A 17607-nucleotide genomic window follows, 5' to 3' on the forward strand; every position below is an offset into this window, starting at 1 on the left:
CAGGAACCGTTCCCGGCCGTCAGTTCAGGCGCGTGGCAAGGAGCGCCGTGCCGCGCGCCCACTTCCGGTCCGGCGCATCGCCGTACATCGCCCGCTCCACGACGATGGGTACGGGCGTGCGACCCACGCTCTCGATCAGCGCTCCCGCGGACTCGCCATCGACCTCCGGAAACTCATGACCGAGACTGATACCGAAACGGCTGCCGGCTGCCACCTGGAACTCTCGACTGACGGGTGGCACGCCGGGTCGCATCAGCACCGTCATGCGCACGGTGGCCTGTTCCCTGTCGGGGTTGGCAACGAGCAGATACGTCGATCGCGTCAGGCCTGCCGACAGGACGTCTCCATCGGCCACGGCCCATCGCGTCGCCGCAACGGTGGCGCCGGCGGCGTTGTGCGCCTCGAACCATCCGTTTGCGTCCCCGGGCCACCACATGGAGCGCTCGGCAACGATGGGAACGCCGTTGGTCGACTCCACGACGGCCGAGACCGCGGTGTTGACCAGTGCCGGGGCGTCCTTGTCGACCCAGATGGTGTATCGCTGCTGCGGTCCGACGACATGCGTCCGGGTCACGCGCGACGCATCGGGCAGCAGGTACGTGACGCGCACGTCCGCCGCGCGCGCCCCTGGGTTGGCAAGGAGCAGGAAGAGATCGAAGTACTGACCGGTGGCACCCTCGGCGAAGTACCAGCGCGTCGCCGCCGCCGTCGCACCGGCACTGGCATGCCCGGCTTCGAAGCCGCGCCCGCGATGGCTGTCGTACCTCGCCCGCTCGACGACGATCCCGGGGCCGTCGAGCACGTCGATCACCGCCGATACCTCGGCGGCTTCGAGCGGCCTGCGACCCGACGCGTCGAAGACTTCATGGTCCACCCAGATGTTGGTGCGGCTGAGTGGCGCCAGATCGTACGTCTTCTCGAGCGGTGCCCCGTTCGCTCGGAGGTACCGCACGCGCACCCGGACGGACGCGGTCGTGGGATTCTGGAGCAGGTAGAACAGGTCGAAGCCCGAATGCGTCGCCCCCTCGGCGAGATACCAGCGCATCGCGGGTCCATCCAGACTCGACTCGGCGTGCGCGCCGCGCAACGCCCCGTCCAGACCGCGCCACGACATGGTGCGATCGACAACGAGCGGCATATCGCTCTCGATCGTGGTCGCGAACGCCGCGCCCGCGAGGCCCGGCACGTCGTCAGCGTCGACGTGCACGCTCGAGAGGGATGGTACCGTGACGGTCTGAGGGATCACGACGCCATCGCCGCGCAGGAACTGCAGCAACGCCGTCGTCGCGCGCGCACCGGGGTTGGCAAGCGCGATACGCGTGGTGAAGGTGCCGCTGGATGCGCCTTCGGCCAGGAAGCGCGTGTACGCAACCCCCGGCTCCTTGGTGGACTCGAAGATGGCCGTCACGGCGGAGGCGGTGGTCAGCATGAAGGTGCAACTGCCATCGCCCCGACAACCGGCACCCTGCCAGCCCACGAAGCGGCTGCCCTCGTCGGCTGTCGCGACGAGCACGACAGGTGTCCCCAGCGGCAACGACGCCTGACACGGCGGACCACAGGTGACGTCTGCCGGCGTGCCGGCGACAGTCCCACTGCCTGAACCTGCCTGATGCACGGCGAGCGCAACCGTGGGCCATGTGTGCCCGCCGCTCGTCGCGCGACTCATCGTCTCGACACGTCGGGCGATCGCCGAGGCTTCATTCGAGCGCTGACTCGACGCGCCGCTCGCGTCCAGCGCTCTGACGGCAAAGTAGTAGCGAAGGCCCGGCCACAGGCCAGTCGCGGTGAACGCCGTCCGGGACGCATCGACCGAGGCCGACGCCATGTACGTACCCGGCGTGAGCCCCCATTCGACGACGTAGGCGACAACGCCGGACGAGGCTGGCGCGTCCCACGCCAGGCTGATCTCGGCCTGCGCTGCCGCGGGTACGGCCCCCGGCAACAGAACGACCAGGCACACGACGAGCGCGCGCGCCGCGGCGACGGTCAGCCGGCGCACGCTGCAGTACCGGTGTCAACTCCTGCACGATGCGAGATCGACGGATGGAATGAGAGGGATGTCGATGGATGCACGCCGCCTTGGTGCTAGCAAGACTCGGGCCCGCTTTCCAGCGAACAGAACTGTCATGTGCCCGAGATACACAGCCCTCGGTGCCGCATCGATTCGATGCACACCCGTGACGTCGTTCTTACATCCTCCGACGTGGATGCAGTCATCCGCGACCGAGGTACGGCATCCCCGATGCCATGACTGTGATGAACGGGACATTCGCGTCGAGGGGCAGTGCCGCCATGTACAGCACCGCGTCCACGACGTGCGGCACGGGCAACAGCGGCTCGATGGCGTGCTGGCCGTTGGCTTGAAGGACGCCACCCGCATAGCCACGAGCCATGTCCGTCTCCGCGTTGCCGATGTCGATCTGCCCACACGCGATGTCGAATGCCCGACCGTCGAGTCCCGTCGATCGCGTGAGGCCCGTCATCCCGTGCTTGGACGCGGTGTACGGCGCCGAGTGCGGGCGCGGGACGTGTGCCGAGCTCGAGCCGGGGGGGATGATGCGGCCGCCGCGCGGCGACTGTGACTTCATGAGCTTGAAGGCCGCGCGCGTGCACAGGAACGCGCCGGTGAGATTGGTGTCCACCACCGCGCGCCACTGCTCCACCGTCAGTTCGTCGAGAGGCACGGCGGGCGCGCTGACGCCCGCGTTGTTGAACAGCACGTCGAGCCTGCCATGCGCGACACGCATCGCCTCGAACACGCGTTCCACATCGTCGGGGTTCGTGACGTCCGCGGGAAGCAGCAGCGCCGCACCGGCTGACGCTCCTGCCAGTGAGGCCGTCTCGTCGAGCGCGGCAGTTCGACGACCGACCAGCCCTACTCGGTAACCGGCGCGCAACAAGCCGATGGCCACGGCACGCCCGATGCCGCTCCCGGCACCCGTGACCAGTGCGATGCGAGTTGGTGCGATCACGCCGCGAACGGTAGCATGAGCCCGCTCGTCGATGCAGAAGGCGTCGACGCGGAAAGCAGCCATCGATGACCATGCTCGTGACGGGAGGTGCCGGATTTCTCGGCACACGGCTGATCGCACGACTCCTCGCAGGCGGGTCCGGCGACGCACCCGCATCGCGAGTGGTATGCGTGGATCGCGTGCCTGCCACGCTCGACGATGCGCGAGTCGTGTCGCGCGTCGGCGACATCGCGGATGCGGCCTTCGTGGAGTCTGTCGTCGACGAGGACGTCAGTGCCGTGTGGCATCTGGCCGCCGTGCTGAGCGGTCAGTCAGAGAGCGAGCCGGCACTGGCCATGTCGGTGAACGTCGATGGCACGCAGGCCCTGCTCGATGCGTGTCGACGCCTGCCCCGTCCACCGCGATTCGTCTTGGCCAGCACCGTCGCCGTCTACGGTGGTCCGCTCCCGACCGTGGTGCCAGACGACATGGCGCTGCGCCCGCAATCCACCTACGGCATGTCGAAGGCGATTGCCGAGTTGATCGTGCTCGACGCCACACGACGCGGAACGGTGGACGGCATCGTGTGCCGACTGCCGACGGTGGCGATTCGTCCCGGCCGGCCGAACTCTGCGATGTCGAGCTTCGTGAGCGGCATCGTGCGCGAGCCACTCGCCGGCGTGCCGGCCACGTGTCCCGTGCCGCTCGATACGCCGCTCTGGCTGTCGTCACCGCGCGCTACAACGGAGAATCTCGTGCGAGCCGGCCATCTCGATGCGTCAGCATTCGATGACGTGAGGGCCGTCACGCTCCCCGGACTCACGCTCACGCCGGCGGACCTGCTCGACAGCCTGGCGCGGACAGCGGGAGCGGCCGTGCGTGCGCTCGTCTCACTCGCGCCGGATCCTGTCATCACACGGACGGTGCTGACGTGGCCAGGCGCGTTCGACATCACACGTGCCACGGCGCTCGGCTTCGAGAACGATCGCGATGCCGACACGCTGGTACGACAGTACGTGACGTCACTGGCGTGACATCCTGCCGACTCATCGCCAGCGGATGTCGTCAGGAGACGACAGCGGGGTGACGGCGCTCTCGGGCACGCTCGCGAGCACGTCGCGTGCGGTGAGTGAACCGAAGCGCAGGCCGGCCCGTCGCTCGATGGTCGCGATGGGCACCTGATACGTCTCGTATGCGCCGAACACGGCTTCGCGCCGCGGCAGGAATCCCCGCTGCGACAGGATGTAGCCAGACACGCTGAGCGCGCCCGTCTCGTCGTGGACAAAGGCGATCACCTTCCAGAACTCGAGCGGAATGGCCACGTTCTCGAACACCGGATCGTCGTCGCGCAGGATCGGCCCGGTCATCACCGAGATGCGCTGGTCGTCTTCGCGCGCGCTCTGGAGCGCATAGTCCTCGAGTCCCAGCCAGATGCCCGCGTTGAACGGCTGCATCTGCGGTACGGCGTTCACGAGATGCATCGAATCGGTGTTGCCCTCGTCGGCTTCCGCCCGCGTCTGCCCCCACGCCGGATCCTCGCGCCGGGTCATGTGGCCACGACTGAAGCGCGGCGAATTGCCGTACACACGGCCGGCCAGTTGCATGGCCTGCGACACCCGGGGATCGAACCGCCAGTCGCGCCGCTTGAGATGCGGCACGCTCAGCGCGCCGTCGATGTTCACCGCACTCACGTAACACACTCGCCGCCGGCGGCTCATCACGACGGAGAAGTGCCGATACGGCAGAGCGCGCAGCGTCTCGCCTTGCCACGTCACGGCGAGCACATCGTCCTCATCGACGATGGTCGGGAGCGGCGCGTCCGGCTGTCCGGGGCCGAGGAAGTCAGCCCTGTAGCCGTCGCGCAGACCGTAGCCTGTCGCGACAGGCAGGACCGGCATCGGCTCCACACCGAGATCGGAAGGGACGCTGGGTTCCGGCACTGCCACCATGGGTGTGATCGCCGCGAGCGCCTCTTTGACATGGGGTGCGCGCACCGCGTAGTTCAGGCGCTCCAGCGCGCCGGCAAAGTGTACGCCGACGGCGCCACCCGTCTCCATGTCGATCACCACGGACCCTGAACTGCCACCGAGCGTCGTGGCGTCGTGCGCGAACGCCCACGGCTCGGTCGCGCCGCGAGCGACCTTGCCCGGCGAGAAGCGCTTCACGCCGTACACGCCGCCGAACAAGCGCTGAGCGACATCAGGGTTCTGCACGCCGAACGGGTCTTCGGCCGGATAGCCAATCACCGCGATGTCACGTCCGGAGTCGAGCGACGCCTCGGAGAACGGAATCGGCGGAGGCAGGACGATGCCCGCGCCGGGCGAGAGTCGCAGCACGGCCAGATCCGGCGCACGCGAGTCGGTGAGGTCGGCCAGATACAGCACCTGATCGACGCCGACCTCGAATGCCTCTGCCGGTGTTTCGACTGTCTCGAAATCCTCGCTCAGATCGACGCGGCAGGTGACCACGCCTGTGCCAACCGTGCGGCGGAACGCCAGGGCATTCGCCGCGCGCGAGACGAACTCCGCCGCGACGTGCGCGTTGGTCACCACGAGATCCTCGTCCACGATCCACGCGGTGCCGGCGTGATGCAGGCGCGGATGGCCCGACAATTCCACGCGACCCACGCTGGCGAACCAGCGCTCGTACGTCCCGCGCGTGGCCTCGATGCGCCGGCGCAATTCGGCAGACGGCGGCAGGTCCACGCGATTGTCTCGCACCAGCAGCGATGGCCGGCCGTGAGCCAGGACCACGGCCTCCGTCTGGAAGCGAGGCGTGGTTCCGGCTCCGGCCCGGCGGCCCGTGAGCCCATCGACCAACGCCCGGATCGAACGCGCACCAACACCGGCGCGAAGTGCCCGTGCAGGCACGTGACCCGGCTCCGTCATGGCCATCACCTCGCGCGCGATGGCCGGATCGGCTGCCAGAACGGACTCGGCCCGTTCGTGAAGATGCATACGTGGATCAACGACGTGTGCGGCCCTGGCCGTACACGACCATCGACCGGCCGGTTCTCCGGGCCCGGCCGTCATCGTGTACGATTCCGCGCGATGCCGACGCGCCGCTACCTGCTGCTGGCGACGCTGCTGTATGTCGTACTGACGGCCGTGATGACGTACCCGCAGGTGCGTCACATGCGTGATGGCGTGAGCGACGTGGGCGACCCGCTGCTCAACACGTGGGCGATGGCCTGGGTGGCCCACCAGTTGCCGTTCTCGCCCGCGCACGTGTTCGACGGCAACATCTTCTTCCCCGAACGGCGTACGCTCGCCTACTCCGAAACGCTGCTGGTGCCAGCGCTGATGGGCGCGCCGTTGCTGTATGCCGGGGCCGGCCCGGTCCTCGTCTACAACCTGCTGATGTTCGCGTCGTTCGTCTTCACCGGCGTCGGCATGGCGCTGCTGGTGCGCGAGCTGACGGGCAGCACGCTCGCCGGACTCGCCTGTGGCGCGATGGCGGCGTTCCTGCCCTACCGCTTCGACCACTACTCGCACTTCCAGCTGCTGCAGATGCAGTGGGTGCCCTTCGCGTTGTGGGCGCTGCACCGGCTGCTGGACGATGGGCGGATGCGCTTCGGCGTGGCGCTTGGCGTATTCGTCGGCGCGCAGGGCCTGACGTCCATGTACAACGCCATCTTCCTCGGCACGTTCCTCGCCGTCGTTGGTGGCGTGCTGCTCGCCATGGATCTGGCGCGCGCCAAAGCTCGCTGGAAGCCGCTGCTCGCCTCGGTCGCGATCGCCGGTGCGCTCATGGCGCCGGTGGTCATCGTCCATGCGCGCGCGAGGGCGGTCGTTGGCGAACGTGCACGCAGCGACGCGGAGGTCGGCAGCGCGCAGTGGAAGCACTTCCTCGCGGCCTCGCCGCACAACTACGTCCACGGCGCCCGCTCACGGCGACTCGGCGAGCCGGAACGTCGCCTCTTTCCCGGCCTCGTCGCGCTGCTGCTGGCGGTCGTCGGCTTGTGGCCGCCATGGACGCGCACACGCGCTGCGTACGCGCTCGGCCTGCTCGCGTCGGTGGACATCGCCCGCGGGTTCAACGGCTGGCTCTATGGCTGGCTGTTCGACTACGTGCTGCCCTTCCGCAGCCTGCGCGTCCCGGCCCGGATGGGCATGATGGTGAGCCTCGCCATCGTGGTGCTCGCGGGCTATGGCCTGGCTCGACTCCTGCCGCGCATCCGCCGCGTCTGGCAGCCTGTCGCTGCGATCATCGTCGGACTGTTCGTGCTGATCGAGTCGTGGGCCGGCCCCCTGTCACCGCGACTCGTGTCAGTGACCGCCCCCGAGACGTACGCCGACCTGCTGCGGGACAAGGGCGATTCGCCGAGAGTGGGCGTGGTCCGTCGTGAATCCGATTCGCCACCGGCGGTTCTGCTCGAACTGCCGATCGGCCGCGAAGATCCAACGGTGATGTACTACTCCACCTTCCACTGGCAGTCGCTCGTCAACGGCTACAGCGGGTTCTTCTCTCCATCGTTCATCGACCTCGTGAACCGGCTCGACACGTTCCCGGATCCCTCGACTGATGACGTGCTGCTCGCGCGCGGCGTGCGGTACGTGACCGTGCACGGCGAGTTGATGCGCGAAGGTGAGTACCAGCGCATGATCGCCGCAATCGATGCGCGGCCGAACGATTTCCGCCTGATCTCTCGTCGGCCGTGGCACCACAGCGAGATCAGCCTGTACTACTTCTTTCCTGGTGCGGGCGGGCGACGGCCTTGACGCGGTCACGCGGGCCGGACACATCCGCCCCTGCAACTCGGGAGGTGTCGCGCGCACCATCGCACGCGTCATCGCGTTGTCGATGTGGTGAGGCGCGTCCACGCCTCCGCGTAGCGCCGGCCGAGCAGCCGCGCCGACACGGCGTCGAAGTGCACGCCATCGCCCTGGTGCGTGAGGTACTCGGCGCTGACGTATGCCGTGTGCGGCACGTGCTGCGACAAGGCGCGATGCGCCGCATCCACCATGACGTGTGCGTCAGTCCACGGCACGTCGGCGAAGTGTCCGATCTGTCCGGCAAGGAACGGTACCTCAGGGGCGTCGAGCGTGGTGCGCAGTCGCCGCACGAGCGCGTGCAGTCGCTCGGCATAGAGCGGAGCCCGCTCCGGCGTGGCGTCGGCTTCGCCCTGGTGCCACAGAATGCCCCGCAGGGTACCGGCGGCCATCGCCACGCGGGCGCGTCGTATCGCGTCGTCCCAGGGGTGACTGTCGGTAGGCAGGTAGTGCTCGCCGGGGCGCCACGCCTCGATGGGCGACCCGCCAACGGCCGCGGGCACGAGACCGATCTCCGACGTCGAATCCGCGTCGACCAGGGCCAGGCCGAACGCACGCCCCGGACCGACGCCAGCGACGGCAGGCTTGTCGAAGTGCATGGGATCGACAGCGGGCACCCACCGAGCGTCGCGATCGAGCATCCGCACGCGCGCATGCGGTACGCGATCCGCCGGCTCGACGCCCGCACGCCCAGCCATGTTCGACTGCCCGATGAGCAGGAAGATCTGCATCGGCGTGGCCTGCCCCCGGGCGGCCGCGAGCGAACCCGCGTGACGTTCGGCGGCCAGCACGGCGGCACACAGCAAGACACCGGTCAGGACGAGTAGCCGTACGTGGATGCTCATCAGCGCAAAGACCGCTTTGCGTGTTCTCACCGTGACTCCTGGTCTCGAAGCCGACACGAAGGCATCGATGACATGCGGCGGGCAGCATACCTGAACGGTGAGTGCGGTACCCACCGGATGGGCGTTTACTGTGACGGGGAGGCCGAAGATGGCAAACAGGACGAGGTGTGCGACGTTCAGGGACCTGTCTCGGACAAAGGCAGGATGGCTGGCAGCTTTCACGCTCGCCGCGGCGGCACTCGGTGCGTGTTCGTCCAAGCCCGAGCGGACAGAGGTTCAGCCGGGCGTGCCGCGGTACGACAACGTCGGCGACCATCGCCACGCTGTCACCACGGCGTCGCCTGACGCGCAGGCGTACTTCAATCAGGGTCTGGCGTTCGCGTACGCGTTCAACCACGCCGAGGCCATACGTGCATTTCGACAGGCTACCGTGCTCGATCCCTCGTGTGCCATGTGCTACTGGGGCATCGCCTACGCGCTCGGCCCGAACATCAATGCGCCGATCTCGGACGCGGCGGCCAGCGAGGCGTGGCCGGCCATCCGGCGCGCGCGTGAACTCGCGACCAGCGCCACCGACAAGGAGCGCGCGTTCATCGAGGCGCTCGCCCTGCGCTATGCCGAGGATCCGAAGGCTCCGCGCGAGCCACTCGACGCGGCGTACGCGGCAGCCATGCGCGGGGTCGCGCAACGCTTCCCACAGGACGACGACGCGGCCACGCTGTTCGCGCAATCACTGATGGACACCTCGCCGTGGAACTACTGGGAACTCGACGGCCGTCCGCGCGCCAATACCCCGGAGGTCCTTCAGGCACTCGAACGCGTGCTCGCGCGCAATCCCGATCACGCGGGTGCCATCCACCTCTATATCCATGCCGTCGAAGCGTCGCCCGATCCGGCGCGCGCCGAGCGCTACGCCGACCGGTTGGCCGCACTCATGCCCGGCGCCGGCCACATCGTCCACATGCCCGGCCACATCTATCTGCGTGTCGGACGCTATGACGATGCGTCACGCGCCAACGATCGCGCCGTGGCGGCAGACGAGGCGTACTTCGCGACCGATGCCGCGAAGGGCAACATGATGTACGAGGTCGGATACTACCCGCACAACATGCACTTCAAGGCCATGTCGGCGGCGCTGGCAGGTCGACAGGCCGAGGCGCTGAAGGCCGCGACGGATACACATACCAGGATGCACGCCGACATGCTGACCGATCCGGACATGAGCGGAATGGTGCAGCACATGCGGCTGACACCGTTGTACGTCAAGGTGCGCTTCGGCCTGTGGGACGACGTACTGGCGGAGCCCGAACCTGCGGAGGACCTGGTGTTCACGCGAGCGATCCGGCACGCGGCACGAGGCATGGCATTCGTTGCGCAAGGCAAGCTCGCTGAAGCGGAGGCCGAGCGCACGGCAGTGGATCGACTCGACGATGATGCGTCGCTGGCGAACCTCCATGTGTCGAGCGTGAACACGGCCTCGAAGGTGGTGCCGATCGCGCACGAGATCCTCGCGGGCCAGATCGCGGCAGCCCGCAAGCGTGGCGACGACGCGGCACGACATCTCGCACGGGCCGTGGAGTTCGAGGACGCGCTCACGTACATGGAACCGCCCGACTGGTTCCTGCCCGTACGCCAGATTCAGGGCGCCACGTTGCTCCAGCTCGGACGTGCGAAGGACGCCGAGACAGCATTCCGCGGCGACCTGCGGAAGTTCCCGCTGAACGGCTGGTCGCTGTCTGGATTGCAGGCCAGCCTGGAACGCCGGGGACGCTCGAAGGAAGCCGCGGAGGTGGCGGCGCAGTTCGACACCGCGTGGAACGGCGCAGACGTACGCCTGGTCGACGGCCGCGTCACGCCGTAGCGTCGTCCGCTTCGAACGCATCAGCGGGCGGAACCCGCCCGGCGGCCGCCCAGGCGGTACACTGCGAATCAGGCATGTCTTCACTCAAGGTCGCGAATCTCTGGCGTGTCATCAGTGACGTCGACCTCGCGCGCATTCGCGCGTCTGCGCGTGCGCCGTTCGAGTTGCTCGTCGTCTCCGACGACGTGGAGCTTGCGCAGCGAGTGCGAGCGGGACTTGGCGCCGTCGCTGGTGGAGGCGTCCATCCGTACGTGGCGACAACGGACCCCGACTCCATGCGCAGCCGGCCGACGACACCGCTCGTAGCGGTGCTGGGGAGTACGTCGCCCGAGTTGTCGGCTGCGATGACGGCCGCCGACGAGCACTGCATCAGGGCCGGCTGGCCGCGAGTCACGCTGATTGTCGGGACAGACGCGCCCGACGCCGGCGCGCGACGTATGGGAGAGCAGGTCCGTGTTGCTGTCGTCGACGTGATGAACGCGCCGAAGCCGCTGCTGGCCGGCGTGATCGGGCAGGTGGAAGGCGATGCGCGCCTGGCCATCGCGGCGGCGCTTCCGGTCTTCCGACACGTGGTGGCCGAGGTCATCGTCGACGAGACGGCGAAGGCCAATGCGTCGTTCGCGGCGACGACAGGCCTTGCAGAGACGATTCCGGTCCTGGCCGTGCCGCTTAACCTCGGCGACATGGTGGTGCTCACCAAGAACCAGTTGATCATGGGCTACAAGATCGCGCTGGCGGCGGGCCGGGACGACAACCCACGTTCGATGATCACCGAGATCCTCGGCGTCATCGGCGGCGGGTTCCTCTTCCGGCAGATTGCGCGTCAACTCGTCGGCCTGATTCCCGTGGCAGGCCTGCTGCCGAAGGTCGCCATCGCGTATGCGGGAACTTACGCAATTGGGCGAGGTCTCAGCGCGTGGGCGCTCGGAGGCGCCGAGGTGACGGCCGACAGCCTGTCGCGCTACACGACCGAAGGGCTCGAGCGCGGTCGACAGCTCGCCAGTCAACTCGTCGCGCAGGCTCGGGCCGGTCTCCCACGCTCCGCCCCGCGCCTGCAGCGCCTCCGCGGTTGGCTGCCGTCGCGCACACGCGGTTCGGCTCGTTAGCCTCGGCGTGGTATCCTTTTGGGTCGGTCATGCCACCGAGCCAGTTGGCTCCTGCATGACCGAGCACCACCAAGCCGTCCCCGTCGTCCAGAGGCCCAGGACGCGGCCCTTTCAAGGCTGAAACACGGGTTCGAATCCCGTCGGGGACGCCAAACTCCAACACGTTGACTGCGAGCCGCTTCCGGGCGCACCCTAACTTGTATTCGAACCGAGGCACGCGGCAATGGACCGCCGACATCGATCTCAGGTGTCATTCCTCACAAGCGACTCGCCAGCACCGATCGGTTCGGCGGCCGACGTGCTCGCCGACGTGCGCTCTCGGCCGACCTGGGATGGCGCCTTGATTGAAGCCGACGATGCTCAGTTCCCTCGAATCACCGTGGAATGGCACGACGGTCATGGGTTCATCCTGCACTGCTGGGAGAGCGAGACGTCATGGAGCCACTTCCTGGTAACGGGCGGCGGTCCGTTCGCGACGCCATCGATTGAAGTGGAACTCGGCGGGCAGGCGCTTGAACGCTGGCCGTCCGAACTGTTCTCGTCCACCGATCGCGCAACTCGTGCGCTCGATTACTTCCTGGCGCAGGGCCGTCAGGATCCGACTCTCGATTGGGTCAGCACTGACGGCTTCCCGCGCGACGTGCTGTGGAAAACCCGCGCACAACGGGAAGCCTGGGAGCGCGCCCACCCGCGTCGCCGGTGACGACCGCGCTACAATGCACGGTGAGCAGTGCCCATGACGATTCACCTTGAAGTCCCCGAGGAGTTGGCCCGGCGCATGGCGCCTGACGATTCCAGCCTGATGCGTGTCGCGCTGGAGGCACTCGCGTCCGAGGGGGTTCGGTCAGGGAAACTGTCTGTGTTCGAAGCACGCACCCTGCTTGGCGTGCGGTCGCGCTACGAAATGGACGGCATCCTGAAGGCGCACGGCGTCCTGCTCGACCTGACAGTGGACGACGTACGGAAGGACGCCGAAGCGGCCCTCGCTTCATCGCGATGACCGTTGTCGTCGCCGATACGTCTCCGCTCAACTACCTCATCCTGATCGACGCGGTTGACGTCCTTCCGCAGCTGTATGGCAGCGTCGTCGTACCACGACAGGTCATCGCCGAGTTGACCGCGGCGGAGGCGCCTGGCAGGGTCAGGACATGGGCATCCGTTCTGCCGGCATGGATTGATGCGCGTGACGCGGCTGTCGGCGAAGAAGACATGAAGCACCTGGACCTGGGCGAACGGGCTGCAATCCTGCTGGCAGAATCACAGCCGGACGCCCTGCTGCTGATCGACGAGACCGCGGGACGTATCGAGGCCTCGCGGCGGGGCATCCGCACTACCGGCACACTCGGGGTCCTTCGCGCAGCCGCGAGCCGCGATTTCGTCGATCTCCCGGTGGCTCTGGCGCGTCTGCTGGAAACGAACTTTCGCGTTTCGACCGATCTCGTCAGCGACCTTCTTGCTGAGGATGCCGAGCGTCGACGGCGCTCGGGATAGCGGCCTGGGTGGTCGAATGCGCTCCAAGGCTCTCACGCGGCCCGCCGTAACCCGTCCATGGTCCGCAGCCACTGGCCGAGCTGGTTCCAACTCGCGCAAATTGGGGACGCCACCTCACCCATACCGGTCGCTCGATCCTCAAGATGGCACCGGTTTGCGTTGGCGGCTCCTGTTGGCTTGCTCTGTAAATCAATAGTTGACACAGTGACACTCATCGCTTTACACTGCGCGTCGTGATTGTCAGCTTTCGACACGCTGGGCTGCGGGAGATCTTCGAGGCCGGCAAGAGTCGAAAGGTGCAGGCGGACTTGCACAGACGATGCAAGAGGGCGATGGACGCACTCCATGCGGTGACGGCGCTCTCAGACCTGAACATGCCCGGATGGAGCGTGCATCCGCTGACGGGCGATCGAGAGGGCCGCCACGCGATGGCCGTCAGCGGACCGTGGCGCATCACGTTCCGCTGGGACGGGAAGGACGCCCACGAACTGGATCTCGAGCAGTATCACTGAACGGAAGGCGGCGACGATGGCGGCGACGAAGACGACGAAGGTGCTTCCTGTTCGACACCCGCTGAAGCGGGAACCGACCCATCCAGGAGAAATCCTGCGTGAGGACGTGCTGCCGGCGTTGCGGATGAACGTTACGCAGGCGGCCCGCGAACTCGGTGTGTCTCGACAGATCCTGCACCGGATTCTGGCGGGTAAGGCGCCGGTCACGCCGGAAATGGCCGTTCGGCTCGGGAAGTGGGCTGGCAATGGACCTGCCCTGTGGCTCGGCATGCAGCAGGCGTTCGACGTGTGGCACGCGGAACAGACGCTCGCGACCGAACTCGCACGCATTCCGGGACACGCCGCATAGCGGGAGGCCCTGTGCCCTTCGACATGTACGGCGACGTGATTCTGACCCGCGACGTGCCGGAACACGGCATCCGCGCCGGCGACGTCGGCACGGTCGTGGAGCGCCACGTGGTCCCAGGCGTCAGCGAGGAAGGCTACTCGGTCGAGTTCTTCGACATGGCGGGCAACGCCGTCGCCGTGGCCACACTGCCCGCGGGCGCCCTTCGCCAGCCGACGGCCGCCGATCGCCCGGCCGTCCGGCAGCTCACTGCCTGAGGCTCCAGCCCACGTCACGCCGTGCGCCGGAGACCGTCCACGCCGCGCAGCCAACCCCTGAGCTGGTTCCAACTCGCCGAAATTGGGGACGCCAACGTCAGCCATGAGCTGACTCTCAGAGAGTCGCGTCTCGTCCGAGCGTCGTCTCCTCCGCTTCCGGGCGTCGAGATTTCCTTCGCCAGCAGGTCGTCCCACACCACGCTCGCCCAGTAGTGTCAACTACTGCGTCCCGAAGCACGTGACACGTTCGAGTGGAAACGAGGTACTATCCGCGCACGTCTTCGGAACTCGGTACGCCGATGACCTCCTGAGGAGGCTTATGGGCAGCTACGCACTCTCTCGACGCCGCTTCTTCTTCTTCGGGACGCTGCTGGCGGGCGCCATCCCGGCCCGGGGGTTCGGCAGCGTTCCATCACTCCAGTCGCTTGGCTACAGGCACTACGCCAGCAAGTTGAACGTCGCCGCCATCGGGTGCGGCGGGCAGGGCGCACTGATCCTCGACCAGGCCGCTCGCACCGAGAACGTCGTGGCGCTCTGCGATGTGGACGAGGCACGGGCCGGGAACACGCTGAAGAAGTACAACGTCCCGCGGTACAAGGATTTCCGCGTGATGCTGGACAAGGAAGGCAGGAACATCGACGCCTGTACGATCGCCGTGCCCGACTTCATGCACGCGACGGTCGCGCTGGCCTGCATGGAGCGTGGCAAGCACGTCTACGTGGAGAAGCCGCTCACGAGAACGCCGTGGGAGGCACGGCTGCTCCGCGACGCCGCGGTGAAGTACAAGGTTGCCACCCAGATGGGCAACCAGGGGTTCTCGCACGAGTGCCACCGCGTGGCTGCCGAAATCGTCTGGTCGGGCGAGATCGGCGATGTCCGTGAGGCGCACGTCTGCACGTCGCCGGGCATGTTCCCGACTGGCTTGCAAGCACCGCCGCCCGACGCTCCGATCCCGTCCACGCTCGACTGGGATCTCTGGCTGGGAGGGGCGTCGACGCGCCCCTTCAGCGACGCGTACGTCCCCTACAACTGGCGCGGGTTCCTCGACTTCGGCACCGGTCAGATTGGGAACTGGGCGACTCACACCGCGGGGCCGGTTCACACCGCGCTACAACTGGAGGTGCCGGTCAGCGTGGAGTGCCTTCGAGTGGAAGGGAAGAGCGACATCTCCATTCCGCATCGCGGGGTGGTGCGGCTCGACTTCCCGGCGCGCGGCAACATGCCGCCGGTCTCGATCTATTACCACGAGTCCCCTCGGCCTGGTGACCCCGAGGCGTACGTGGTCCCGGGGATGGAGAACGAGACGATTCTCCCGCCCTCGAACAACCTCGCGGACAAGGGGCGCCCGACGAGCAATCGGGCGCCGGCACTCGGCGAAGGCATGGCGGCCGGGCGGGGCCGGAACAGCCCGGGGGCCGGGCCGGCCAGCCCTCCCAGCGGCGGTGGTGAGCGCCGGATCATGAGCCCCGGTGGGCCGGATGTGAAGGTCTACACCCAGCCCGGTGGCCGCAACGACGCTCCGCAGCCCGGTGTGCTCACCGGAAACGGGTCTGTGATGGTTGGCTCGAAGGGGCTGCTCGCAACGAGCCAGCGGGGTGAGGGAGTGTGGCTGTTGCCCGCGTCACGCTGGCGTGAGTACGAGCTCCCGCCGCAGTTGTTGACACGCTCTCCCGGCCACATGCTCGATTGGATCCGCGCGAGCAAGGGTGGAGACCGATCCTGTTCGGACTTTGCCATCACCGCGCCGTACGCGGAGTGGCTGGCGCTCGTGTGCATTGCCTGGCGCGTTCCCGGCAAGCTTCTCTGGGACAGCGCGAACATGCGGTTCACGAACAGCGTGGAAGCGAATCGGTACGTCAAGCCCGTGTTCCGACAGGGCTGGGAGCTGAAGCTGTAAGTTCGACGCCCTTCGGCGAAGCGGCCTGTCGTTGGCCAGCACGACCGTCGTCGAACCGTCGCGGACGTCAAGGGATGGCTTCCGCCGCTTGTCGGTGTATGAGTCGAGTACCCTGACCGACCTCGCCGACGTGCGACCGTGTGTGTCCGGATGTGATAGCTTGCCCCCAACCGCGGCGGCGCGGCGTCATGGGCGTTGACCGCGTTGCAGCAAGCAGAGAGAAACATGGCTATCACGAGGCGCGAGTTCGGACGAGTAACCCTGGCCAGCACGCCGGTTGTCGGTGCCTTGCTTCGCGGAACCGTCACCGGCGCGATTACGCAGACGCCACCGGTGATGTCACGCTGGTCCGGCGTGCAGGTTGGGCTCAACGTGCCCTATAGTCTCGGCACGGGCAACAACATCGCTGCCGAAGATCTCCTCGAGCGGATCGTGGCGGTCGGCGTGGGCTCGGTCGAACTCCGCGCCCAGCCGGTCGAACACTTCCTCGGCTCGCCTACGGTCCGGGCGGCCGCGGAGGCGGCGACTGCGCGAGAGGCAGCCCGCGCGGCGGGCCAGATCGTACCAACGCCGCAGCAGATGGCGCAGGGCGGGCGACGCGCCGGCCAGACGCAGACTCCGGAGCAGATCGAGGCCGCGCGCAGACAGCAGGCCGAGGTCCGCGCGTGGCGCCTGTCGGCGCCGTCCAGCCGGTTGAAGCAACTGCGACAGATGTACGAGAAGGCCGGCGTGCTGATCGACGTCCTGAAAGTGGACGACCTGTACACGATCTCGAACGAGGAACTCGACTACTTCTTCCAGATGGCGCGCGATCTCGGCGCGCGCGCCGTGTCGTCTGAACTGCCCGGGACCCGCAGCGACACCCGGCGCATCGGCGCGTTTGCCGACAAGCACAAGGTGTTCGTGGCCTATCACCACCACGCACAGGCCACCGCTGCGCTGTACGAGCAGATCTTCGATGAGGCGCGCTACAACGGGGCCAACATCGACATCGGTCACTGGACGGCGACGCTCAACGAGTCACCGCTGCCATTCATCGCCAGGCACGCCGATCGTATCCCCCACATCCACGTGAAGGACCGTCGGTTCGGGACCAACGGTGGCGAGAACCGGCCGTTCGGCCAGGGCGACACGCCGCTGCGCCAGATCCTGCAGGCGATCCGCGACAACAAGTGGGACATCCGGCCGATCATCGAGTTCGAGTACCGCATCCCCGACGGTTCCACGCGCGTCGCCGAGATCGCCAAGTGCCTGCAGTACTGCCGGGAGTCGTTACTGGCCTGATACTGCTGCTCGACGCTGCCTGCAACATCGTCCCGGTTGTCACCGGCGCGCCGCTTTCGACGTCGGCGACGCCGTGGGGGTACGTCGCGGCGACAGTGAAGTCCTTGCTGATCGCGATGCTGACGCCAGGCACGTTGAACTGCTTCAACAGGGGCTCGACGACCGCTCGACCCGCACGCTTCCGGTCGGCAGACGAGAACCGCTGACGAAACGCTCCAGGGTGTCGCGCCATGCCGCATGGCGAGCAACGCGTCGACCAGGCACACTCGATGTCGACCAGGGGTG

At 67.4% G+C, this 17607-nt stretch carries 17 protein-coding genes and 1 tRNA gene; 13 read left to right on the plus strand and 5 right to left on the minus strand.

Going from position 1 to position 17607, the window contains the following annotated elements; all coding sequences use genetic code 11:
* Positions 1–19: 19 nt before the first annotated feature.
* Positions 20–1999 carry a fibronectin type III domain-containing protein gene (locus tag IT182_10295; protein ID MCC6163725.1) on the minus strand — a complete coding sequence of 660 codons (1980 nt, stop codon included), beginning with the start codon at positions 1997–1999 and terminating at the stop codon, positions 20–22.
* A gap of 214 nt (positions 2000–2213) precedes the next feature.
* Positions 2214–3035 (minus strand): SDR family oxidoreductase, encoded by an 822-nt coding sequence (locus IT182_10300; GenBank protein MCC6163726.1) that lies wholly within the window; start codon positions 3033–3035, stop codon positions 2214–2216.
* Positions 3036–3037: 2 nt separating this feature from the next.
* Here IT182_10300 and IT182_10305 point away from each other — a divergent pair, with 2 nt between their 5' ends.
* A complete protein-coding gene (locus tag IT182_10305) occupies positions 3038–3985 on the plus strand; it encodes an NAD-dependent epimerase/dehydratase family protein (GenBank protein MCC6163727.1) in 948 nt (315 codons plus the stop codon).
* Between the two features lie 12 nt (positions 3986–3997).
* Here IT182_10305 and IT182_10310 read toward each other — a convergent pair whose 3' ends face one another.
* Complete coding sequence (locus tag IT182_10310) at positions 3998–5908, minus strand: DNA/RNA non-specific endonuclease (GenBank protein MCC6163728.1); 1911 nt, start codon at positions 5906–5908, stop codon at positions 3998–4000.
* A gap of 93 nt (positions 5909–6001) precedes the next feature.
* Between IT182_10310 and IT182_10315 the strand changes: the two genes are divergently transcribed.
* On the plus strand, positions 6002–7672 hold the full coding sequence (locus tag IT182_10315) for a hypothetical protein (GenBank protein ID MCC6163729.1): 1671 nt from the start codon (positions 6002–6004) through the stop codon (positions 7670–7672).
* Positions 7673–7740: 68 nt separating this feature from the next.
* Here the strand turns inward: IT182_10315 and IT182_10320 are convergent, their stop codons facing one another.
* A complete protein-coding gene (locus IT182_10320) occupies positions 7741–8568 on the minus strand; it encodes a sialate O-acetylesterase (GenBank protein ID MCC6163730.1) in 828 nt (275 codons plus the stop codon).
* A gap of 148 nt (positions 8569–8716) precedes the next feature.
* Here IT182_10320 and IT182_10325 point away from each other — a divergent pair, with 148 nt between their 5' ends.
* The 11 genes from IT182_10325 (at position 8717) to IT182_10375 (ending at position 17322) form a co-directional block, all read left to right on the plus strand.
* Positions 8717–10429: a hypothetical protein gene (locus IT182_10325; protein MCC6163731.1), complete on the plus strand. Its 1713-nt coding sequence runs from the start codon at positions 8717–8719 to the stop codon at positions 10427–10429.
* 74 nt (positions 10430–10503) lie between these two features.
* Entirely contained in the window at positions 10504–11535 is a 1032-nt protein-coding gene (locus IT182_10330) for a hypothetical protein (protein MCC6163732.1), read from the plus strand.
* A 76-nt stretch (positions 11536–11611) separates the two neighbouring features.
* A tRNA-Glu gene (locus tag IT182_10335) sits at positions 11612–11687 on the plus strand.
* A 146-nt stretch (positions 11688–11833) separates the two neighbouring features.
* Positions 11834–12238, plus strand: coding sequence for a hypothetical protein (locus IT182_10340; protein ID MCC6163733.1), 405 nt, complete (start codon positions 11834–11836; stop codon positions 12236–12238).
* A gap of 33 nt (positions 12239–12271) precedes the next feature.
* The gene (locus tag IT182_10345; protein MCC6163734.1) at positions 12272–12535 is read left to right on the plus strand and encodes a UPF0175 family protein; all 264 of its coding nucleotides are present in this window, start codon (positions 12272–12274) and stop codon (positions 12533–12535) included.
* Entirely contained in the window at positions 12532–13026 is a 495-nt protein-coding gene (locus IT182_10350) for a DUF3368 domain-containing protein (protein MCC6163735.1), read from the plus strand. Before IT182_10345 ends, IT182_10350 begins: the two co-directional genes overlap by 4 nt.
* Before the next feature lie 233 nt (positions 13027–13259).
* Positions 13260–13538, plus strand: a complete 279-nt coding sequence (locus IT182_10355; protein ID MCC6163736.1) for a type II toxin-antitoxin system RelE/ParE family toxin — start codon at positions 13260–13262, stop codon at positions 13536–13538.
* A gap of 16 nt (positions 13539–13554) precedes the next feature.
* Positions 13555–13887, plus strand: coding sequence for a HigA family addiction module antidote protein (locus IT182_10360; protein MCC6163737.1), 333 nt, complete (start codon positions 13555–13557; stop codon positions 13885–13887).
* An 11-nt stretch (positions 13888–13898) separates the two neighbouring features.
* Positions 13899–14141 carry a DUF4926 domain-containing protein gene (locus tag IT182_10365; GenBank protein ID MCC6163738.1) on the plus strand — a complete coding sequence of 81 codons (243 nt, stop codon included), beginning with the start codon at positions 13899–13901 and terminating at the stop codon, positions 14139–14141.
* A 319-nt stretch (positions 14142–14460) separates the two neighbouring features.
* Positions 14461–16038 (plus strand): Gfo/Idh/MocA family oxidoreductase, encoded by a 1578-nt coding sequence (locus tag IT182_10370; protein ID MCC6163739.1) that lies wholly within the window; start codon positions 14461–14463, stop codon positions 16036–16038.
* A gap of 225 nt (positions 16039–16263) precedes the next feature.
* Positions 16264–17322, plus strand: a complete 1059-nt coding sequence (locus tag IT182_10375; GenBank protein MCC6163740.1) for a sugar phosphate isomerase/epimerase — start codon at positions 16264–16266, stop codon at positions 17320–17322.
* On the opposite strand, the gene IT182_10380 is transcribed toward IT182_10375, so the two are convergent.
* On the minus strand, positions 17228–17554 hold the full coding sequence (locus tag IT182_10380; GenBank protein ID MCC6163741.1) for a serine hydrolase: 327 nt from the start codon (positions 17552–17554) through the stop codon (positions 17228–17230). The two genes, IT182_10375 and IT182_10380, sit on opposite strands and share 95 nt — an antisense overlap.
* Between the last annotated feature and the right edge of the window lie 53 nt (positions 17555–17607).

It is taken from the genome of Acidobacteriota bacterium, from assembly GCA_020845575.1.
Taxonomy (GTDB): Bacteria; Acidobacteriota; Vicinamibacteria; order Vicinamibacterales; family Vicinamibacteraceae; genus Luteitalea.

Coding starts and splice junctions, on each gene's coding strand:
- IT182_10300 (MCC6163726.1), bottom strand. CDS start 3,035: ATGGCTGCTTTCCGCGTCGACGCCTTCTGCATCGACGAGCGGGCTCAT.
- IT182_10305 (MCC6163727.1), top strand. CDS start 3,038: ATGACCATGCTCGTGACGGGAGGTGCCGGATTTCTCGGCACACGGCTG.
- IT182_10310 (MCC6163728.1), bottom strand. CDS start 5,908: ATGCATCTTCACGAACGGGCCGAGTCCGTTCTGGCAGCCGATCCGGCC.
- IT182_10315 (MCC6163729.1), top strand. CDS start 6,002: ATGCCGACGCGCCGCTACCTGCTGCTGGCGACGCTGCTGTATGTCGTA.
- IT182_10320 (MCC6163730.1), bottom strand. CDS start 8,568: ATGAGCATCCACGTACGGCTACTCGTCCTGACCGGTGTCTTGCTGTGT.
- IT182_10325 (MCC6163731.1), top strand. CDS start 8,717: ATGGCAAACAGGACGAGGTGTGCGACGTTCAGGGACCTGTCTCGGACA.
- IT182_10330 (MCC6163732.1), top strand. CDS start 10,504: ATGTCTTCACTCAAGGTCGCGAATCTCTGGCGTGTCATCAGTGACGTC.
- IT182_10345 (MCC6163734.1), top strand. CDS start 12,272: ATGACGATTCACCTTGAAGTCCCCGAGGAGTTGGCCCGGCGCATGGCG.
- IT182_10350 (MCC6163735.1), top strand. CDS start 12,532: ATGACCGTTGTCGTCGCCGATACGTCTCCGCTCAACTACCTCATCCTG.
- IT182_10360 (MCC6163737.1), top strand. CDS start 13,555: ATGGCGGCGACGAAGACGACGAAGGTGCTTCCTGTTCGACACCCGCTG.
- IT182_10370 (MCC6163739.1), top strand. CDS start 14,461: ATGGGCAGCTACGCACTCTCTCGACGCCGCTTCTTCTTCTTCGGGACG.
- IT182_10375 (MCC6163740.1), top strand. CDS start 16,264: ATGGCTATCACGAGGCGCGAGTTCGGACGAGTAACCCTGGCCAGCACG.
- IT182_10380 (MCC6163741.1), bottom strand. CDS start 17,554: ATGGCGCGACACCCTGGAGCGTTTCGTCAGCGGTTCTCGTCTGCCGAC.